Annotated in this window: 21 protein-coding genes; 19 read left to right on the plus strand and 2 right to left on the minus strand. The window is 36.8% G+C overall.

Going from position 1 to position 19,794, the window contains the following annotated elements; translation table 11 throughout:
- Positions 1-529: 529 nt before the first annotated feature.
- Genes IEU65_RS07560 through IEU65_RS07565 form a run of 3 tightly spaced genes read left to right on the plus strand, consistent with a single transcriptional unit; the run spans position 530 to position 2,964 of the window.
- The gene (locus tag IEU65_RS07560) at positions 530-1,816 is read left to right on the plus strand and encodes an AMP-binding protein (RefSeq protein WP_147651189.1); all 1,287 of its coding nucleotides are present in this window, start codon (positions 530-532) and stop codon (positions 1,814-1,816) included.
- Positions 1,813-1,935 carry a hypothetical protein gene (locus tag IEU65_RS10470; protein WP_010278076.1) on the plus strand — a complete coding sequence of 41 codons (123 nt, stop codon included), beginning with the start codon at positions 1,813-1,815 and terminating at the stop codon, positions 1,933-1,935. Before IEU65_RS07560 ends, IEU65_RS10470 begins: the two co-directional genes overlap by 4 nt.
- Positions 1,936-1,968: 33 nt before the next feature.
- The gene (locus IEU65_RS07565; RefSeq protein ID WP_277950319.1) at positions 1,969-2,964 is read left to right on the plus strand and encodes a thiolase family protein; all 996 of its coding nucleotides are present in this window, start codon (positions 1,969-1,971) and stop codon (positions 2,962-2,964) included.
- 402 nt (positions 2,965-3,366) lie between these two features.
- On the opposite strand, the gene IEU65_RS07570 is transcribed toward IEU65_RS07565, so the two are convergent.
- Together IEU65_RS07570 and IEU65_RS07575 are read right to left on the minus strand one after the other, a co-directional pair.
- Positions 3,367-4,500 (minus strand): tyrosine-type recombinase/integrase, encoded by a 1,134-nt coding sequence (locus tag IEU65_RS07570; protein ID WP_010278071.1) that lies wholly within the window; start codon positions 4,498-4,500, stop codon positions 3,367-3,369.
- 136 nt (positions 4,501-4,636) lie between these two features.
- The gene (locus IEU65_RS07575; protein WP_010278070.1) at positions 4,637-5,344 is read right to left on the minus strand and encodes a S24 family peptidase; all 708 of its coding nucleotides are present in this window, start codon (positions 5,342-5,344) and stop codon (positions 4,637-4,639) included.
- A 143-nt stretch (positions 5,345-5,487) separates the two neighbouring features.
- On the opposite strand from IEU65_RS07575, the gene IEU65_RS07580 reads away from it, so the two are divergent.
- The 16 genes from IEU65_RS07580 to IEU65_RS07655 all read left to right on the plus strand — a co-directional run bounded on the left by IEU65_RS07580 (position 5,488) and on the right by IEU65_RS07655 (position 19,734).
- Entirely contained in the window at positions 5,488-5,730 is a 243-nt protein-coding gene (locus tag IEU65_RS07580) for a helix-turn-helix domain-containing protein (protein WP_010278068.1), read from the plus strand.
- A 34-nt stretch (positions 5,731-5,764) separates the two neighbouring features.
- The gene (locus tag IEU65_RS07585) at positions 5,765-6,049 is read left to right on the plus strand and encodes a hypothetical protein (RefSeq protein WP_010278066.1); all 285 of its coding nucleotides are present in this window, start codon (positions 5,765-5,767) and stop codon (positions 6,047-6,049) included.
- Between the two features lie 521 nt (positions 6,050-6,570).
- A complete protein-coding gene (locus IEU65_RS07590) occupies positions 6,571-6,720 on the plus strand; it encodes a hypothetical protein (protein WP_010278065.1) in 150 nt (49 codons plus the stop codon).
- Positions 6,721-6,801: 81 nt separating this feature from the next.
- On the plus strand, positions 6,802-7,509 hold the full coding sequence (locus IEU65_RS07595) for a hypothetical protein (protein WP_031940991.1): 708 nt from the start codon (positions 6,802-6,804) through the stop codon (positions 7,507-7,509).
- Between the two features lie 21 nt (positions 7,510-7,530).
- On the plus strand, positions 7,531-7,977 hold the full coding sequence (locus tag IEU65_RS07600) for a hypothetical protein (RefSeq protein ID WP_010278060.1): 447 nt from the start codon (positions 7,531-7,533) through the stop codon (positions 7,975-7,977).
- Entirely contained in the window at positions 7,971-9,059 is a 1,089-nt protein-coding gene (locus IEU65_RS07605; protein ID WP_168441530.1) for a P-loop NTPase family protein, read from the plus strand. Before IEU65_RS07600 ends, IEU65_RS07605 begins: the two co-directional genes overlap by 7 nt.
- A 753-nt stretch (positions 9,060-9,812) precedes the next feature.
- Positions 9,813-10,124 (plus strand): hypothetical protein, encoded by a 312-nt coding sequence (locus tag IEU65_RS07610; protein WP_010278051.1) that lies wholly within the window; start codon positions 9,813-9,815, stop codon positions 10,122-10,124.
- A complete protein-coding gene (locus IEU65_RS07615) occupies positions 10,105-11,292 on the plus strand; it encodes a replication initiation factor domain-containing protein (protein WP_010278049.1) in 1,188 nt (395 codons plus the stop codon). Before IEU65_RS07610 ends, IEU65_RS07615 begins: the two co-directional genes overlap by 20 nt.
- A 25-nt stretch (positions 11,293-11,317) precedes the next feature.
- The gene (locus IEU65_RS07620; RefSeq protein WP_010278047.1) at positions 11,318-11,617 is read left to right on the plus strand and encodes a hypothetical protein; all 300 of its coding nucleotides are present in this window, start codon (positions 11,318-11,320) and stop codon (positions 11,615-11,617) included.
- Positions 11,618-11,621: 4 nt separating this feature from the next.
- Positions 11,622-12,593: a conjugal transfer protein gene (locus IEU65_RS07625; protein WP_010278045.1), complete on the plus strand. Its 972-nt coding sequence runs from the start codon at positions 11,622-11,624 to the stop codon at positions 12,591-12,593.
- A gap of 12 nt (positions 12,594-12,605) precedes the next feature.
- Positions 12,606-12,869 (plus strand): TcpD family membrane protein, encoded by a 264-nt coding sequence (locus tag IEU65_RS07630; protein ID WP_031940989.1) that lies wholly within the window; start codon positions 12,606-12,608, stop codon positions 12,867-12,869.
- 1 nt (position 12,870) lies between these two features.
- Positions 12,871-13,305 carry a TcpE family conjugal transfer membrane protein gene (locus IEU65_RS07635; RefSeq protein WP_188352239.1) on the plus strand — a complete coding sequence of 145 codons (435 nt, stop codon included), beginning with the start codon at positions 12,871-12,873 and terminating at the stop codon, positions 13,303-13,305.
- 57 nt (positions 13,306-13,362) lie between these two features.
- Positions 13,363-15,129 (plus strand): KxYKxGKxW signal peptide domain-containing protein, encoded by a 1,767-nt coding sequence (locus IEU65_RS07640; RefSeq protein ID WP_010278039.1) that lies wholly within the window; start codon positions 13,363-13,365, stop codon positions 15,127-15,129.
- A 94-nt stretch (positions 15,130-15,223) separates the two neighbouring features.
- Positions 15,224-16,105, plus strand: a complete 882-nt coding sequence (gene uasX / locus IEU65_RS07645) for a serine-rich aggregation substance UasX (RefSeq protein WP_031940988.1) — start codon at positions 15,224-15,226, stop codon at positions 16,103-16,105.
- Between the two features lie 31 nt (positions 16,106-16,136).
- A complete protein-coding gene (locus tag IEU65_RS07650) occupies positions 16,137-16,658 on the plus strand; it encodes an antirestriction protein ArdA (protein ID WP_010278034.1) in 522 nt (173 codons plus the stop codon).
- A 553-nt stretch (positions 16,659-17,211) separates the two neighbouring features.
- Positions 17,212-19,734 carry an ATP-binding protein gene (locus IEU65_RS07655; protein WP_010278031.1) on the plus strand — a complete coding sequence of 841 codons (2,523 nt, stop codon included), beginning with the start codon at positions 17,212-17,214 and terminating at the stop codon, positions 19,732-19,734.
- Positions 19,735-19,794: the final 60 nt, after the last annotated feature.

Genomic DNA, 19,794 nt, shown 5'->3' on the forward strand with positions numbered 1-19,794 from the left:
AATATTCAACAATCGTGTGTCAATTCTTGACAATACCAAACAGGGTTATACCGAATTCGAGCTAACTACAAATGTAATCATTACAAAAGGAGATGAATCATCAGCGTAACTATTTTAAGTGAATAAGATGATACAATGGCTTGAGCAAAGAAATATGCTGATTTTAAAGGCATGAGTGTTACAGGTTTAATAGCTTACTTGATCGAAGAAGCACGCCAAGATGATGAAAAGAAATAGATTAAATTATTCCTTTTTCGTTTGTTTTAGGATTTACACGAACGTAATTGTCCGCAGATAACTGCAATAATTCAGTATTACGTTATTTAAATCGAGATGCGCTTGTGCTTGGTTGTGCGAATGGATTATGCTTCAAAATAAGCTGATAAAGGCTATAAATGACGTAGAGAAAAAGCCGGCGGTCGATTACTTCGAATCGGCTCATTTCTATCAATACTATAATGATACACTACCATATTTGCACAAATCATCATTTTTTGATAACCTGCTATAAAAAGAGGATGATTAATTCATGTATTTTGATTTTGACGAACTGGTGTCGAATTATGGCACCAAAACAGCTGTTATTGTGGAAGGGGAAAAATTTAATTATGACGAATTGGCTCAATATGCTCGTGAATTGCTAAAACAATATTCTTTTAAAAAAAAATACATTGTCTTAATTGCTGATGAAAGCCTGTTATTTATTGCTCAATTTATTGCTACCCACTACGCTAAACGTGTGCCTGTTGTAATTAGTAAACATGATGTAGATAGAATCGATAAAATACTGCTTAGAGTGGCAAATCAATGGCAATTTATAACAGATCATGATAACAATGATAATGACCAACAATATAATGATAATAACTATTTATTTTGTGGGGCAACATCTGGTACTACTGGAACACCAAAAATTTATCAACGGAATTGGCAATCTTGGCAACGAGGTTTTGAAATTTGTAATGAAATATATAAACTAGATGAGTATTGTTTTCTGACAACCACAAGTCCAATGTCAACATCACTTGGAATGCACACACTACTGTTGAGTTTATACTTGGGAAAAGCCTTCCAAATTTTTAATAAGTCATCAAAGCAAACAAGTGGCATAAAAACGTTGCTTTTCACTGTGCCTACCTATTTGTCGTCTGGAATTAAATATGAGCTTAACTATTATAATATTTTGGGTGTTGTGTCTTGTGGTGGCGAAATATCGAATCAATTGGTAGCAAAATGGCGGGCACAACATCCACAAATTAAATTATATGAATTGTATGGCTCTTCAGAAACGAGCCTAGTTGCTTGGCAGTTGCTTAATCGTGGTAAGAAAGATGGCTGTGTAGGACAATTGTTTCCTGATGTAAATGTTAGTTTTACCAACAACGAAGAATTAATAGTGCAAAGTCCTTATTTATTTAGTGGATATATTGGTGATGATTTTCGGAATTCGGTCATTACAGACGATGTTGGGACTTTACAAAACAATCTGTTATTCATTCACGCGCGAAAAAGTGATGTTATTAATCACGGTGGTAATAAAGTTTATCCTAGTGAAATTGAAAAGTATTTACAAAAATATTTAAATGAAGTAGTTGTTTTTGGCGCGCCTAATGTGATTTACGGTGAAAATATTATTGTGATGACGACAACTCATTTAATAGACACAGAAAAATTAGATAAAATTTTAGCTAATGTTTTACCAGCATATAAATTACCTTCAAAATATATTAGTGTTGATAAAATTCCAAAAACTGACAATAATAAGATTTCTAGACAACAAATACTATATTTATATGAACAAGGAAAAATTCAATGAGAAAAATAGTACCAAAAGCGGTTATTGTTAGCGCTAAAAGATTGCCAATAGGAAAAATTAACGGCATTTATGTCAACAAAACACCAGAAGAGCTATTTTCACAATTGATCCAACAGTAAATAGCAACCGTCCCTCATTGGTCAAAGAAAGAGATTGATCAAGTCATTTTAGGTAACGTTACTAATTTAGGCGGTAATTTGGCCCGAAGGTGCGCTTTAGCAGCACAATTACCAGTTGCCACACCGGCCTATACTATTGATTGTCAATGTGCATCTGGATTGATGGCTGTGATATCTGGCGTTCAAAGTATTGTTAGTGGGGATGCAAGATTTGTTTTGGCAGGTGGAGTTGAAAGTACATCAACTGCCAACCCTATTATAGATAGTCAGACAAATAAGCGAATGCAGCGCTTTCCTATGGTGCCCAAAGGGCAATTAGATTTAGACATGGGTATTATTGCAGAAAATATGGGTGAAAAATACCATATTTCAAGAAACATGCAAGATGAATACGCCTACAAAAGTCACATGAAAGCTAAAAAAGCATTTGAACGAAAAGAAATAATTCAAGAAATTATACCTTTTGATCTTGATCAACACATAGTTGATCAAGACCAATGTCCACGTTTTAATACTTCCGTGGAACAATTGGCTCAACTTAAATCGGCTTTTCGAGAACATGGGACAGTGACAGCGGGTAATAGCTGTCCAATCAATGATGGAGCAGCTGCAACATTTTTAAGCGACTGTCATCAAGTAAAAGATGCGCAAGGGTATTATTTAGATCATGCTACAGTAGGTGTTGCCCCCAATGAGTTTATAATTGCTCCCATAATGGCGACAAAAAAGCTATTATCACAGCTTCATCTAACCATATCTGATATTGATGTAGTTGAGCTGAACGAAGCATTTGCAGTGCAAGCCATACTATGTTGTGATCAACTCGGCATTTCAGAGAAGCAACTGAATCCTTTGGGTGGTGCACTAGCGTATGGTCATCCTTATGGGGCAACAGGTGCCATTTTGGTATCACGTTTATTAAATAGTTTAAACCGTTTGCATCGGCCGGCTCTAGGGATTATTACATTGTGCGTTGCGGGCGGCATGGGTGTCAGTGTTTTGATTGGTAATAAATTTTGGCAAAAATGACTGTGGATTATTATAAAACCACAGCATTCACTTCGATTAAGTTGCTCTTATAATTAGATGCTTATTAACATTAAAAGTTGACGATTATTCTCCATGGTGATAATCGTCAACTTTTTTTGATTGATTCAAAAATTAGTATTAGGAGGTTGTAGGAATTGTCCGAGACATACATATGCCAGAAAAATTCTTTGGTAGTTAAAAGCTATTTCTGTTGTACGGTCCTTGTTCTGGAAAATTTTTGGCAGGTCGTTTTTGGCAGTAATGTCAAGAGATGGTATAATAATAAAGTTTTAAGCAAACAGCATATATACTGTATAATACTGCGGCTTTATCACGTTTTTAATTTAATATACTGACTAAATTGTATATATATTTCATACATAGTTGGGGAAAAGTTGGGAGCTAGAAGAGGCTTATGATTTTTTCCATTGCGTCTGTTTGCCCTTCTTTAGTACCGTTATTATAATACAATGACATATCAATTTTTGAATGGCCCAGAATGTTTGCGATGTCTTTAGGATTCAATCCGGGTATACCGAAAGCTATGGTTGAAAATGCATGTCTCATTTTGTGTGGCCAAACATGTATATTCGTTTCGTGACTTATGATTTTGAATATTGTTGATAGCTCAGAGTATCGTACTTGTTTTGCTAAATGATTGACAAATATCAGATCATTTTTTGACATAATCAAGTTGTTCGATGCATATACCAACTTCGACTGTTGAATGCATCGCTGTAGGTGTTCTTCAATAATCGGCGGCATTGGGACCCAACGATTTGATGAGGAGGTTTTTGGTGTGGAAACTTGTCCATGTATATTGATAGTTTCAAAAATGCCTAACATGTTTTGTTTGACATACTTAACTCTTATCCCCATAATCTCTTCGTGACGTAGTCCAATAAGTGTTAACAAAGCCATTGTTCTTTGTTGGAGTGTTAATCTTTCTGAATCTTTAATGAAATTGAAGACAGTGTTAAATTCTGAACGTGTAATCGAAGTGTCCCTGGAGGGCGAGCCAGATACTTTTATTTTTTGTATAGGACTTTTGCTTATTACATCATTTAGAACTGCATCAGTAAATACTCCTGCAACAAGACCGTTAAGTAAGCGCATGTAATTTTTTGAATATCTTTTTGTTTTTGCGTACTTAGTAATCCATGATTGATAGTCTAGACGTGTTACGTCCTTTAATTTAAACTCTCCCCACGTAGGAAATACGTTTTTTTCAAACATATAAGTACTTTGTTTATATGTTGTATAACGCCAAGAACCATTGTCAATTTTTTCCTGGCAGTATTGGTTGAAATATGCGTATACGGTGATGTTTTTATTATTAAAATTTGTTGAAACTTGATTTAAGAGATCTTGTTTAGCCGCCCTAGCTTCGTCAAAAGATCTAAAACCGTTTTTTTCAATGAATTTCTTTTGGTTGCGTGCGGTAATTGAAAATTTTATTCGCCATTTTTTGCCTTGTGTAGTTATATAGCTTTGTATTTGTGGGTCTCGTCGTTCTTTCTTATATGTGTACCTCATTTTTTGTTATCCTTCCTGTATTTTAAACGATAGCAAGGTGTTTAACTAGGAAGTAGGGCAGTTTATAGTCATGACCATGTGGACTAATATCGAGATAAATTAAAGATAATATTAGAATATTTTTAAGCTTTTGTTTTTAAAGAACGACCACTCCAAAAATTGATGTTTCATGGTTGGCATTAATGGGCATATCATCATATTTTTTATTGAGTGAAACAAACCGTGCGCCACTATCATCACTAACAAACTTTTTGACATAAGCTTGCTGATCATAGTTTGCAATAACAATTTGTCCTGAGCGAATATCGGTTCTTTTTTTGACAAAAATTATCTGCTTGTCTTCAAATAAGGGTAACATCGAATCACCATTGACGATAACTGCATAATCATGATCAGGTACGATACCGTCATATGAGATGGTTTCTCGATATTCGTCACTCAAATATTCTCCTGTGCCAGCAGAGACGGCACCGTATAGTTCAATATCTTGTTTCGGACGCTTAAAAAGTCGTGGTTGACTATTTTGTAGTTGGTATTGGTGCTCGCTATAAGCTAATACCTTTTTTTGGCGGGTAATAGAGAGGTTGGCTAAAATGGCATTTACCTTATCACTAATATTTAACGAACTTTCGGATTCGATAAGGGTTGATTTTGGCACACCAAAATAGTTTGACATCATTTCAATTTTATCAATTCGCGGATAAGTATTGCCTTTTATCCAGTCAGTCAGTGTTGTGTAACTAATTGCTAAATCGTCGGACATTTTGTTGCGTGTCACACCCTTTGATTTCATTAGTCGAGAAATATTTTGCGACATAATTTTTTTATTGCCTAATGAGCTCATAACGTTGACCTTTCAAGTGATTTTATATTAATATTATACGGCCAAACCGTAAATAAATCAAACCAAACTAGTCTCGTTCATTATTTTCTATTGACATTACGATTTAACCGTAATAAAATAAAGTTGTTCAGAAAGGAGGAGACATGAAGGTAACGTTGAAAGCTCTTCGAGCTAACTTTAATCTAAACCAACGTGAAATGGCTCGAATTGCTGGTATTTCTAAACGAACTTGGCAAAATTATGAACAGGGGAGAACTGTTCCCAGTACAGCTGTACTTAGGAATATTGAGAAATATTTTAATGTTAGTTATGATGAGCTTATTTTTTGTTCTGGAAAACGGTTTAATCGTAATAAAGACCCGGTCATACAGTATATAGAAAGTTAGGAAGTAGTAATCCATTGAGATAGCAAGGTATTTTATGGCTGAAGTTGAATTAAATGATGTAATAGATAATATGGAAAAATTGTTTTCTCAACAAATAACAGAACTTGACAAGCTTCATCGTCAAAATGATGTGATTGTATGGAAATCTGATAGCCAAGCTGCCGCAGAAACTGGTCTTGGTAGAACGTATTTTTCTCGTATTAGATATCGGTTACCGCACATTGAGATAGAAGATGCAGCCACCGGTGTTAAATCAACTGTCTATCCTAAGGCAGCGGTAAAAAAATGGTTAGAAGATCACATTGAGTATTATCATTAAATTTTGTAACTAGTAGAATCACAAGTTTAATTGTGAAATAAAAAAGGACACATAAGTGTCCCCAAATAATTGAATATCAAGTTACAAAGATAACCATCATTCGTTTAAAAGTTTGCACCTTTAGCATAACGGTTTTTGATGGAAAAAACAATAATTTGTTAAAAATTAAGGTTAAACATGGCAAGTTATTGTTGAAATTGTAGCGATAGTTACGGAGGGTCGATTGATTTCGGGTCGCAGCGTTACTTTGATTTGAGTTCTGACGTTGCACTATTAAAACACCGTAATCGTCTGGTTGATGTCAGGGGATCCAAGGACAATGAGATAAATAGAATATCAATGGTGTCCGAGAATAAGGTTTTATTCGATTTTAGGTTTATTTAGTGTGCCATGAAGCAGTGTGAATGTGGAGCGTGCAATTTGTAGCTCAAGATCAAAGTATAGTTACATTTTTGATTTTAATTTTTATAAGATAATAAGTTTTTTGATGATGGAGTTTAGTGAAAGAAAGGACGATAATGATGGATGATGACAAACAAAAATTTGTTCTCGTCGTACGTAGTGATTATCAACGTCTCATGACATCAAGGGAACATGCAGAATTGTTAGCTGATTTAAAGCCATTGGCTGGTAAGTATGCGTTTCATGTGTTGGTTGAGACTAAAATTTAATGTATTGTTGCTAAGAACATTTTGATTGTTTAATCTAAAGTGTTCTTTTTATTTTGATTAAGAAAGCGAGTTTTAATTTTTATGAGTAAGATGTTGAAGTTGTTACCTGATAAGGGTAACTTGAAGTTTTTGTATTTAGGAACACCTGATAATGGACGACCACAGTTTTTGATTGAAGGTTCTGACGCTGATGCCTTGACTGTTACACCAGTTGGTAAGTTGCCAGAGGGTTTGAAACCAAAAGATGCTGTGAAGTTTGAGAATATGACACTAGATTTGGTGCCAATTAGTGGTTCACGTACTAAGGTTTCTGGTTTGACTGCTGTTATTAAAAAAGAGAATGAAGCAGTAGCTACTACCTGGGCGAATGAGTCAGCCCGTACTATGGTTGTGGTTAAGGGTGAGTATTTCCCTGTTGTTGATACAGATTTCTTTACGGGTCCATTCATGTATGGTGCCACTCGTGATGTCTTTGAGGCTTTGAATTATCAGGAACAACAAGATCGTGGTTCCCGTGTTGGTGATTTGATTGCTAAAGATGTTCGTGTGAGTGATGAAAATGGTAAGGCATTAACAGTTCGTGTTCCTGTGGGCGTATTCCCAGAGGGTGCCCTTAAGCCATTTGATAAGGTTGAATTTGAAAATTTGGTTGTGTCATTATTTGACGGTTCAACCAATGATGATCCAGATCAAGATGTTTTGTTCTTCTCTGCTAGTGGTATTTCAAAGGCAACTACTGATAATAAGGCACAAACAACTGCTAAGCCTTCTGAAGCAAAAACTAAGTAATGGCAGGAAAGGGGTTAATCAATGAGTAAATTATTTCCCCGTGGTTTCCGTGTTCGTTATTGGCATAGGCATTTAAGACGTGATGTTTTTATTGCAATTGGTCTTGTGCCAGTGGTCGTATTTTTGATCACGATTGTTTTTCGGTTACTTGCTATCATGCCACCTAGTAAAGGCTTAATTAGTTTTATAAAAACATTGGTCACACAAGTTGATTGGTTGGCTTTCGTTAATAGTTTGTTACCAGGTCTTTATTTAACTTTGATTGCTATGGTTGTCTTAGTGCTTGGTGCAAGTTATTGGTATTGGAAGACTTATCAATTTCAAGGCTTTTGGGCGACTGTTTTTCGTTTAGAACGCTTATCTAATTGGCTAATTGCTAATCAATATTATTTGGCCAAGGAAGTTGATGACAAAGAGCACCATTTGAGTTTCAATTTGGGTGGTGAGAAAGGTGGTTGGCATTGGTAAAACAAAAAATTAAGTTGCCAAAAGTAAGTTTAAAAAATAATGGTAAGGTTGGTTTTTCAATCTATTTACCAATGGACGGACAAAAGTATCAAGATCGTTTTCGTGATCGACGTATTTCACAACCTATGTCGGCTATGTTGTTTGCTGATGGTGTGGGGACGAACGATATTTTTGGGTTTAAGTCATTTGACTTTATTTCTAATCCGTTGGGATTACGCTTAGGCTTATCTGACATGACCATAACAGATCATACGATTGAAATTATGAAAGGGGTGGTTTGGGATTATGAAAAATATCCCCAGGCACTTATTTCTGGTGATACGGGTTCTGGTAAATCATTCTTTTTGTTTAGTTTGTTGAATGGTCTGATTAAAAGTGGTGCGATTGTTGATGTTGCGGATCCAAAAGAGACTGATTTATCAGTGCTTGGTAAAACAGCTTCACTCAAATATCGTGTCACTTATGGTCGTGATCGTATTCTAAAATCATTTTATCGTTTTTATCTTGAAATGATTAAGCGTGGTCGTGAATATCATGATCTATTGAATGATAATTTAGAAGAAAATGTTGGCAACTATCGTAAGTATGGTTTGAAACCACATTTTTTTGTTTTTGATGAATTTGGTGCGTTTGTTTCTGGTCTGAAATATAACGAAAGTGAAGCGATACAGCAAATTTTGGGACAAATCACTATGTTAGGTCGTCAATTAGGTTACTTTGTAGCGATTGCTATGCAGAAACCAACGGCTGATACGATTGGTAGTGCGTCTCGTGATCAATTCCAGTTCCGTGTGGCACTTGGTAAGATGAAATCTAGTGGACTGTCTATGATGTTCCCTGATGATGTTGACGAAGTGCAGTTTAAGGAACTCTCAAAAAATTTAAAGGGTTGGGGTTATTTAGCTATGACACCAGGGCAAGCTAGATCATTTTTTGCGCCTGTTATTCCTAAAGACTTTGTGCCGTTTAAGTATTTTGATGAATTAGGTCAGCAATATCCAGCTAGTCCAGTTGATCCAATGGGTGAGATTAAGGACTTTTTGGATAGTAAAAGTGCTAAATATATTGAGTTAAATGTATAGAAAAAACACCTCACAGGTGTTTGGTTAGACAATTCTATGTTCATTTTCTTTGTATATTGTAGAGGGAATGTCTTAGTTTTCCGCAGTTGCAATGCCGATTATGACAGATAACCCAACCATTGTGGCGCGACATAATATTGCCACAACGGTAACAACGTAAAAGCTTTTTGTTGTATGACATATAGATTACCACCTTTCTTAACTTTAATTAGCGTTTTGTGGACGCATGTTTTTGAAAGTTTGAAAGGGTTAATCTATGTCTAACAGGTCTATTTTATCATGAATAGATTTTTTTAATGAATAATCCTATTAGTCATTTGGCAGGTCTAATTTGATTTAGTGATTGTAGGCAGTCGGGGTGCATGAGGCGTTAAGCAAAGCACTTACAGCACGTTGACCCTTTTCAGCCATGGAACAGCTCTGCTGTGGAAAAGGAAGCGCCCAGCTCTGCTGGTGCGCGAGTGGTGGCGTTTGAAAAGGGGATTACGTGCCGTTGTGTCTTTGTAGCCGATTGTGCGCTGAATAACGTACAATCATTTGATCAAATTCGCCAACCCCCCAAATTACTAATAGGGGGGGTAAATTTACAGAAAAGCCAACAGGCAAAAAGCCCTCATTCTTACGGGGCGTTGATTTACAGCGGTTTAATATTCGTGTAAAAACGTCTGTAATAATGATAAAACGATATGAAAAATTTGCTTAATTATTAGATTTAATCTAATAAAAGTAGAAAAGAGGTTATTTAAACGATAATTGTTATATCAATATCTTGGTATTTTACCAAATGAATTATATGGCACAACGCATAATACAGGTTATGCGTTTTTATTTGGTCATTTTCTAGACGATCATGTCATTGATACACGGGTATATCAAGTTGCAGGTGATAAATTACCCCCAGCGCTTGCATTGGGGACTATTGTGGATCCAGAACAGGTCTATCAGAAAGGAGAGGGTGATTGGTACATGACGTTTGCTACAAAGTCTGTTGATGAAAAAATGGATCGTATGCAGATTTGGGACGTTATTTACAAACAAGTAAAACATGTCAGAGAAATATTTTAAGTTAGATTATGAAACAACCACGGGTGTTGATTTAGTAGCGTTTCGACAAGAATTAGAATTAACCCAGGCGCAAATGGCATTATTTTTGAACGTGTCGCGCCCCACTTATATCAACAAAATTGAACGTAGTGATGAGGTGATTGCCAGGCTATTAAATGCAGATCAACGTCATACGCTAAGAGTGTTGTTGAATGCAGACGGCATGAGCTTATGGCTGGATTATTTAAGTATTTCGTTTAAAATGCGTACTGCGGAATGGTTAGTCAAGACGCTTTTACAGTCGGGATATGATTTATTTATTCAACGTGACGGTGGACGTTTTGGCTATTCAATTACCTACGCTTTTGCAGGTCAAGCATTTATCACCGTGTATGGCAAAAAAGACGCGCCAGAAAGTTTGATCACGGTATCAGGGCAAGGCATACGTATTTTGGAAAACATGCTCATGCAACAAGATAGAAATATCTTTGATTTTCTAAGCCTTGCTTTGGATAACGGTGGTCATGTGACACGAATTGATTATGCTTTTAACGATATGGAACGAATTTTTAATATTTTTGATCTCTACAAGATTGTTGAAGCTAAGCGCTACACGCAAAAATTTAGAAGTGAGCCAACCTTTATCGGTAATGGTCAATCAGGTGGTGCAACCATGTATTTTGGTTCGCGCAGTGGTCAAGTTTTCTTTCGTTTTTATGAAAAAGACAAGGAACAGGCGACCAAAAGACATATTCCACATGAAGAAATTGGCATAAAAAATCGTTATGAAATTGAATTAAAGCAGGATCGTGCACAAACACTAGCCCAGCACCTTGTCGAAAAACGTAAAGTCGGACCCGAATTATTTGCCTACTTTCAAGAATACGTTAGATTCTATGATGTGCCCGTTGATAAAATGGCGCAGAAAGAGATTGATAAGTTACAGCAATGGGCGCCATGGCGTGCCTTTTTGCAACAGGCTAGTGTCGTTGAGTATGTTGCGCAACCAGTCGATTTATCTATGGCGCGTTCGCTTGATTGGTTTATTACACAAGTTGCACCAACGTTAAAAGCCTTGATCCTATATTTTGGTCAAGAAACGATAGATGAAATTATTGACGACGCAGAATTAAGTCCGCGTCAAAAGAAATTATTGTCAGTTGCCGAAAAGGTCAACTTACCTTTTTAAAAGTTAAAAATTGGAGGACACACAGATGTCAGAACAAGGAACACAATTCAAAAAAGCACTTAGCGCTACTGCAACAGAAGTCGCTAATTTTAAGGCATTATCAAAAATTGAAGACGGTAATTTATATGCTGCTGTGAACAAGGCTAAAGAAATCATGGAAAATGATCCAAAGTGGAGTGATTTAATTGGTGATGACCTTGCTAGCCTACGTCGTAACTTGTCTGTGTTGAACAAGCAATATAAGTCATTGCCAAAGGTGGCGGACAACGTCATCAATTTAGCCGAAGACATTACGCAAAAAGTAGATCGTTTCGGAGGTATGTAATTTTGTGCTAGATAAATTAAAAGCGTTAAAAAAAGGTTATGTGAAATCCCATGATAAACCAGATCAATCATTACCTTATGCCAAAGTCCAAAAACGGGGCAAGTGGATTAGGCGTTTTGTTAAAATTGCCCTGGTGTTAGTTGGTTTGAGTGGTGCAATTGCTTTTATTAAAGCTAGTAATGTGAGCCAAACTAATCATCAGTTGATTGCTAAGATGAAAACGTATGATGACAAGCTAGAAAAGGCTAGTATGGGACAAAGTGTTTATTCACCTAGTCTTAATCGTTATGCACAAGTTTTTTTTCAAACCTATTTCACGCAGTCAGATAATGATGATGATAAGCAAAAACGTTTGAAAGCCTTAAAAAAGTATTTTGCCACTAATATCAGTAGCACAATTTATGATAATCAGGACGCACAAAAAGAGACGTATGTGGGATCCAGATTATTAAATACGTTTACCAAAAATGACGTGAAGATTGCACAGTATCAAGTTGGCTATACAGTTGGCAACGATAAAAATACAATGATTCGCGTTTTTAATTTGCCTTTTGCTCAAAAAGCAGGGCAGTACACTGTTTTGGCGTTACCTTATGCCACAACCGAACAAGATATTGTCGGACATGTTGGCAAGATTGATCAAGATGATACCAATAATGCCACTTTGGCAAGCAGTGATAAAGTTCAAGCCTTTGTCAAAGCCTTTAGTGAGAAGTATGTGAGTTCAAAAGCTAGTGATATGTCCTTAATCATGAAAGAGCCAGAGGGACTAGAGGGACAATACGCCGTTAAGAGTATTGATCAAGTCAACGTTTCAGGTTCTAAGAATAGCATGAACATTAAGTATCTTTTGACATTAACAGACACCGAGACAAAGCTTGAACATTCAGAACAGATTACCTTGACCGTTTCTCCAAAGGGATCAATTTATTATGTGGTTAAGATGATCCATACACAAGGCGGTCTACTAAATTAAGAGGAGGTTATGATGAAAGCAATCGTAACAAATTTTATGTTTCAAATTCCCACGGGATCTATCAGCTTTACGGGTCTTCAATCAGAAGTAGCTGGTTGGGTATCAGCGTTTATTGCAATGGGTATTATGTATTTAGTTGTCAGACACTTTATAAAAGGGTCAATTGGACAAATGATAGTCAGCCTTGCTGTTGGTGGTTTGGTCTACTTCGTTGTTAAAAGTCCAGATACTGTCCTTAATTCTATTGGCGGTATCTTTAAAAATATATTTGGTTAATATGGCAGAAGTTTATAACTATCAAAAGGCGTTGAAGCAAGATATTGTCATTCGCAAAATTTCAGATGAATATAGCTTACCTGTTGGGATTAGTTTGAAACCAGCCATTATATTTTTTTCTTCAGTCGTTGTTATTTATCTTATTTTTCACGTACCATTGCAAGCCTTTTATCATGCTAACTCTGACTTAGGTAAATTAGTTTATGTGGGCGCATATATTGCGATGCCTGTTGGGATTGTCTCTTTATCAAACAGAGTTAAGCCTGACGGCTTAGGATTAGTGCAGTATGCTATTTCAATTGTGACATTTGGTGTTAAAAAAATTCTAAGTCGGACAGTTTATTATCATGATCGTGTCTTGCCAACTGGTTATTTTGAAGCTAGTCACATGGCAGATACACCAATTATTGTTGAAAAATCTAAAAGTCATGATTGACGTTAAAAATCAGAAAGGATAAGCGCAAAAATGGGCGCTTTTTATTTATAAAAAATTATGGAAAATTCAAAGACGTACAAGTTATACAAATCAGGTAAGTTGTGGGTAATCGGAGCTGTTGCGGTAGCTGGTGTTGCTGTGAGTGCTAATACCACACAAGTAAATGCTGACACAGTTGCAAACACTGACGCACAAGCCGTGCAAACAACTGATACAGCACAAGATGATAAGCAAGTGCAATTGACTGCTTCATCAACTGATCAGAGTAAAACTGATGATACGGCTAAGGCTGATACAGTTTCATCAACTGCTGAAAAAAGCACGGTGCCGACAACGGCTGGTTCAAGTGTGACACAAGACCAAGCAAAAGATAGTGTCGATAAGGCACAAGATACTGTTAAGAATGACGCAGATACAGCTTCAAAAGCTGGCGTTGATGTGACCACTGGTAAGACAACTGATGTCACAATCAATGATGACAACGCTTCATCAAAAACAAATGAAGTGCTATCTGATTTGAATAAGCAAGACCAAGCGGTCAAAGATGCCACGGCAAAACAACAAGCAAACGCTCAGGCTTATCAAACGGCAACTACAGAACAAACAGATGCCACGGCAAAGGGGCAAGCCGATTTAGATAAGTCTACATCTGATTTAGATAAGCAGGTTGATGCCACACAAAAGGCTGGTATTGAAGTTAGTGTTGAAGTTTCAAAGACTGCTCCAGAATACAAGTCATTGAAAGGCCTAGCGGGTCAAGATATGTTAGATGCAATGGCTTATAACATTGATTTGTACAATAAAGCGATTGCGGATGGTGTCGCAACACAAAATCAAGATGCCCAAACTTTGGCTAATTTGACCGCTGAATATCAAAAGCAAGTCGCAGATTATCAATCCAAAAAGGCAGCCGTTGATAAGGCAAACGCTGATAAAAAAGCAGCCTATGATAAGGCAGTGGCAGAGTTTGAAAAAGCGGTTAATACCGAAATTAGTATGAGTGCTAAGACACAAACTGATGCATCAAGTGGTCAATACAAAACCTTTATGACTTCTACTGTTAATCAAAAGACAGGGGAATTCACGCTTGAACATGATATGAATGACGGTGTGCATGTGATTGGTCATGGTGTGCTAAAGGGTAAGGTCAATTGGAAAGTTGTTGCCAATGGGGACGGTTCAGAAACAATCACCGTTTCATCAATTGAGTTGTACTCATACACCTATACAAACTATTATCAAAACTCGGCTGTTAACCAAAACATTAACTTCCATGTTTATGATTTGAACGGTAAGGAACTGTTCTCTGTTTATCATAACGGAAATACAACCTTTACCAAGAACATCAATACCACGACTGCGATTAACAAGACGTTTACATTAGCACCTAATGCGACAAGTTCGGCTATTCAATTCTTAACAGTTGATGATAACTGGATTTGGAATACACATGGTCAAGTTGAATGGCAAATTAAAAACACTAATGTGACGCCAAAGTCACCTGATTATGAACAAGAGCCAACGGCGCCAGTTGCCCCAAAGGCAAGCGTTCATAAGATTACCGTAGCTGATATGCCAACGGCTGATAAGCCACAGGTACAAAAAGTTGAGGTGCATTATTACAACATCACAAAGACACCTAAGGTTGAAAAGACAGTATCGCCTGCAACACCAGCCACACCAAAGGCAGTTGAGACGGCAAGTATTTTGCCACATACCAATGCTAAAGAGCAAGGTAGCGGTGCAGTATTAGGTATTATGGCAAGTATTGCTAGTCTGGGTTTGCTTGGTGCAATTAGCAAGAAGTTTAAGAAACAAAACTAATTAGATTAACTGCTGGTCGTGACGTTATCACAGAATATAACCAAATGGGGTGTGAAGCCCAATCATATTAAATTGTTAGGAGACAATATTCATGTTGCAGAAACAACTTTTAATCGCAGGTTCAGTGCTTGGTGCTTTAGCATTAGGTTATCAAGCAGTCAACGCTGATACTGTACCAACAACTGATACTAGTACAGCACAATCAGTACAAGCCACTGCTACTGTATTGCCACAAGTAAAAGCAGTCGCCTTAACGGCCAGTGTTGATCCAGTGGCAAGTGCGACATCATCAAGTGATAATTTTTGCGATAATGATGATAGTAATTTGCCAGGTGGCGACACAGGTTCAAGCTCATCATCAGATAATGGTAGCTCAAATTCATCAAGTGACAATAGTGGCACTGATACACCAACGCCAACACCAGGTGATGATAATGACAACGGTTCAACACTGCCAGATGATAATAGTGGATCGAGTTCATCAAGTGATAATGGGGGTTCATCATCAGACAATGGTGGATCGAATTCATCAAGTGATCAAGGTGGCTCATCATCAAATAATGGTGGGACAGATAATTCAAACGCTGGTGGATCGAGTTCATCAAGCGATAACAACACAGTACCTTTGACACCGACAACACCTGATAAGAATGATAATGGTGAAACTAATCATGTGAAACCAGTTGATGTCACACCCGATAGCTCTGGTAACGTTGTGTCAGTCCCAACACAAGTCGCTAGTGTTCCTAGTGTCGCCCGTGCTGTGGAAGCCTATAATCAAGCGCTAACAGCTAATGATAAAGACGCTAGCAATGATAAGGTAGTTGAAGCAAAGCAAAAGCTAGATGACGCTGTTGCTAAAGCTTTACCAGAAACACATGCTACACAAGCAAAATCGTCAATTGGTATTTTAAGTGCTGTTTCAGGCGTTTTGGCAATGACAGGCGCATTGATATTCAAACGTTTTAAAAATTGATGAGTTCGCACCTAAAGGGGGTGTTTTTTTAATGATTAAGTTTAGTGAAATTAAAATATTTGTTGGTGCTGTGAATGTGCCGTCTCTTGGTCAGTGGTTTACATTGCCAGTGGCACCTAGTCGGGTAACACAAGTTTTAACTGAAAAAGGCGCGATTGGATCAGATACTGGTAACGAAGAAATCATGATTAGTGATTATGAAGCACCATTTAAAATAGATCCTTATGAGTCGATTGTTAAGCTCAATAACATTGTTGTGAGTGCCAAAAGAGCTGTTGAAAATGGTGTTGATGAAAAAACTCTAGCTGATTTATATGATCAAGGGTTAGTTTTACTTGACAACACAATTGATAATCAAGTTGAGAATTTAATGATTATTAAGGCAGAAGATGAAGATGACTTAGCCAACGAAGTGATCGCAAGGCGTGGTGGTGTTGGTCAACTATCCAATGATGAGATTGAGACCTACTTTGACTTTAAGAAGTACGGACATGATCTTATTTTGGGTGGTGATTTCGCGAAGCTACCTCATGGCGATTATGTAGAGTTGTAGTGTTAGTTGCTGAATTTAAAGCGATTTATAATGCTTATCTCTATGACCTTAATGTCACTGATATTAAGTGGACGTATCTCAAAACTACCCTTGAATTGCGCTATTTTGATGCGAACGGTTTAATTCAAATCAGGTGGCGCATTAAGAATGGTTTTGTGTTGGAAGATACAAGAAGAGTAATTGTTTACTAAAAAAGACCACTGATGATGAGGTCAGTGGTCAAAATTGGGTAAGAAAAGTTAGCATTATATTTTGTAAAACGAAAAGAGAGCTGCTTACCCAACAGAAACGATTATACACCTAAATAGAGAAAATAATCACATGAGTTAATGTCATTAAAAAAACTACTGTTGATGCGACAACAGTAGTTAAGTTAGTTAAGTCATTGGATGATGAAAACGTCATATATTCATAAAAGGAAGATTTCATATATTTTTGAGCGTTGCTGACAAACTTAACTAACTGATTTATATTATAACGCTATTGTCAATTGAAGATACTACAAAGCTTTGACTTTGTAGGTACATAACAAATAAAAAATAAGGAGACATCAATGAAACTAGCAGTACCATTTAAAGCCGTGAAAGATAATATTTTATCAACCCAGGACAATGAAGCCTGGGCATATTTCAATATTGAAGCACTAAGTATTTCAGATAATGATGAGGCCGGTATTTCTAAACGACAAACACAATTGAGTCTGTTATTTGATCGGCTCGCTGATTTTGAAGATTTTGAATTACGTCTTTATAATCGTGATTTGGATTTAGTCAATCGTTATAAAGAATTGCAACCGTCTTTAGCAACCGATATGGGTGAGACACCTGTTCAAATGATTGTAGATGAAATTAGTGCCATTACGGCTACTGGTGTGTCACAGACAATTGAGCGTTTTGTTTTGGGTATCAAATTACATAATCAAAATTCTGGTAAAGTGATTAAACAAGCCACTAATGCTATGAATAACTTTGTAGATGAGTTGGCTGGTTGGTTTAATTATGAAAAGCCATTTGATGAAAAACTGTTTGATTATTTTAGACCGAGTGAAAAACAGGCTTATGAAAAAGTTAGCTATTTGGATCATACCAGGCGTTTGACCACTGATGAATTAGTTCATTTAATGCGTAATAACTTTATCCAGGGACAGCTACATGATTTTAGAAAAGTCGGACAAGAACGTGATATTGTCAAATTAAGTGATACTGTGATTGATGACGGGGCAGTGAGTGGCTACGTTAAATTGGTTAATGATGATAATGTGCGCTATGTTGCCAAATTAGTGTTATCGACAACGCCAGAAAACATCACAGGGTTTCATTTATTCCGCTTGGTACAAAATATGAGTTATCCAATCGACATCAATTTGAAAGCTCATTATTATAAGTCAGAGGGTATTTATGGCTTATCGGTTCGTGCTGGTCAATCGTTAAAGACTGCTAGTAATAATGTGAAAGAGCGTTATCAAGCGGAGGGATTTTCTTCTAGTAAAGATGACAATACGGTTGAAATAGCCGAAGTGCTAAACGATCACATTTCAGAAAAGAAAAACTTTTTTTCAACCTTAGTCACATTTACGGTATCAGCGGAAGATATTGAAACGCTACATGATCGTGTTGATAATTTAATCGAGTTTTTTAAGAGTATGGACGTGATTATTGTGAAACCAATTGGTGAACAAAAACGTCTTTTCTATTACGATTTAATGGGTTCTGATGTGTCCCAAAACCGTTATTGGGTGCAATTATTGACCAGTGAGGGTATCGGTGAGTTGTTGTTTGCGGTCAATCAGCAAGTTGGTAGTAACATTGGCTTTTATATTGGACGTGGTGCGCCAAAAACAGTTGCCAATAGTACTCAGGACGCATTAGACAGTTCAAAGCGCTTGGTCTTTTTTAATCCGTTGATTACCAACGAAATTTTAGACGGATCGACTAGCACAACAAGCCCTAATATTATGATTACGGGTAAGACAGGTAGAGGAAAGTCTTACCTCACTAAAATTATTTTGAAAATTATTCAACTTTCAAATGCCAAAGCAATCTACTTTGATCCTAAGCAGGAAATGCGTAAATGGTATTCAGCAGTATTAAATGATCAGACCTTTAAAGCAGATTATCCAGATGAATATACATTATTGAATAATGTGCGTTTTGTGACGCTTGATGTCTCTGATAAAACAAATTATGGTGTTTTGGATCCCTTTATTGTGATTGATGTGCGTCATACAATGGGACAAACACAGTCGGGTGAAGAAAGCTTAAAGGCTACGGTACAAGAAATTTTTAAGCAAATTTACCGTGATTATGGTTCCTTAATTGCGGAAACAGAATTAGATCTTGCCATTAATAAAATTATTCAAAAGCGACAAGCTGGTGAAACCGTTGGTATGTTAGATGTCATTGAAGAATTAGCCCAAAATGAAGATGACGACGTGAAACATTTAGCTAAGTTTTTATCAGGTAAGGTTACTCGTAGCTCATTATCTCTAGTCTTTTCACATGGTGAAAGTGAGGGCTTGAAGTTAAACAATCGGATTACCATTCTTGAAACAGCAGGATTAACTTTGCCACGACACGACAAAGCCAAACAGGATTACACCGAATTTGAGGTAGCAAGTATGATTATGATGACGGTGTTAGGGGTTTTTAGTCGGACGTTTGCGACACGGGATTATGATGAAAAAACGGTTGAAATATTTGATGAAGCTTGGACGTTTACAACGTCTGATATTGGTAGTCGTATTTTTAATGAAATGGCACGTATTGGACGTTCTGCCAATAACTTGTTAATTCCAGTGACACAATCAGTTCATGATGTTAAAAGTGATAATTTTGGTGTTTTATTTGCCTTTGATGAGGATAAGGAACAGCCAGATATTTTACAACATGTTGGTTTGGCAGTTAATGATGACAACATCAAAGAATTAGGCAATATGGTCATGGGACAGTGTTTCATGAAAGATATTTATGGACGGGTTGAAAAAATAACGGTTGATGAGCCATTGGTTGCTATGCAACGTGCCTATCAGACAGTTAAAGCTGGTGACATGGCACAAGCCGAAAAAGCTTATCGCTAATATGTTAAAATAGAACAGTCGATAGTTAAGTTTGATGTGAACCCGATAACTTGGACAGAA

Origin of the sequence: Leuconostoc pseudomesenteroides KCTC 3652 (assembly GCF_014634745.1) — a bacterium.
Classification (GTDB): Bacteria; Bacillota; Bacilli; order Lactobacillales; family Lactobacillaceae; genus Leuconostoc; species Leuconostoc pseudomesenteroides.

Bases quoted from the DNA above. Each gene is read 5' to 3' on its own strand.
- IEU65_RS07575 (WP_010278070.1), bottom strand. From the start codon at position 5,344: ATGAGCTCATTAGGCAATAAAAAAATTATGTCGCAAAATATTTCTCGA.
- IEU65_RS07635 (WP_188352239.1), top strand. From the start codon at position 12,871: ATGGCAGAAGTTTATAACTATCAAAAGGCGTTGAAGCAAGATATTGTC.
- IEU65_RS07585 (WP_010278066.1), top strand. From the start codon at position 5,765: ATGGCTGAAGTTGAATTAAATGATGTAATAGATAATATGGAAAAATTG.
- IEU65_RS07600 (WP_010278060.1), top strand. From the start codon at position 7,531: ATGAGTAAATTATTTCCCCGTGGTTTCCGTGTTCGTTATTGGCATAGG.
- IEU65_RS07630 (WP_031940989.1), top strand. From the start codon at position 12,606: ATGAAAGCAATCGTAACAAATTTTATGTTTCAAATTCCCACGGGATCT.
- IEU65_RS07580 (WP_010278068.1), top strand. From the start codon at position 5,488: ATGAAGGTAACGTTGAAAGCTCTTCGAGCTAACTTTAATCTAAACCAA.
- IEU65_RS07650 (WP_010278034.1), top strand. From the start codon at position 16,137: ATGATTAAGTTTAGTGAAATTAAAATATTTGTTGGTGCTGTGAATGTG.
- IEU65_RS07570 (WP_010278071.1), bottom strand. From the start codon at position 4,500: ATGAGGTACACATATAAGAAAGAACGACGAGACCCACAAATACAAAGC.
- IEU65_RS07640 (WP_010278039.1), top strand. From the start codon at position 13,363: ATGGAAAATTCAAAGACGTACAAGTTATACAAATCAGGTAAGTTGTGG.
- IEU65_RS07590 (WP_010278065.1), top strand. From the start codon at position 6,571: ATGGATGATGACAAACAAAAATTTGTTCTCGTCGTACGTAGTGATTAT.
- IEU65_RS10470 (WP_010278076.1), top strand. From the start codon at position 1,813: ATGAGAAAAATAGTACCAAAAGCGGTTATTGTTAGCGCTAAAAGATTG.
- IEU65_RS07560 (WP_147651189.1), top strand. From the start codon at position 530: ATGTATTTTGATTTTGACGAACTGGTGTCGAATTATGGCACCAAAACA.
- IEU65_RS07620 (WP_010278047.1), top strand. From the start codon at position 11,318: ATGTCAGAACAAGGAACACAATTCAAAAAAGCACTTAGCGCTACTGCA.
- IEU65_RS07655 (WP_010278031.1), top strand. From the start codon at position 17,212: ATGAAACTAGCAGTACCATTTAAAGCCGTGAAAGATAATATTTTATCA.
- IEU65_RS07615 (WP_010278049.1), top strand. From the start codon at position 10,105: ATGTCAGAGAAATATTTTAAGTTAGATTATGAAACAACCACGGGTGTT.
- IEU65_RS07595 (WP_031940991.1), top strand. From the start codon at position 6,802: ATGAGTAAGATGTTGAAGTTGTTACCTGATAAGGGTAACTTGAAGTTT.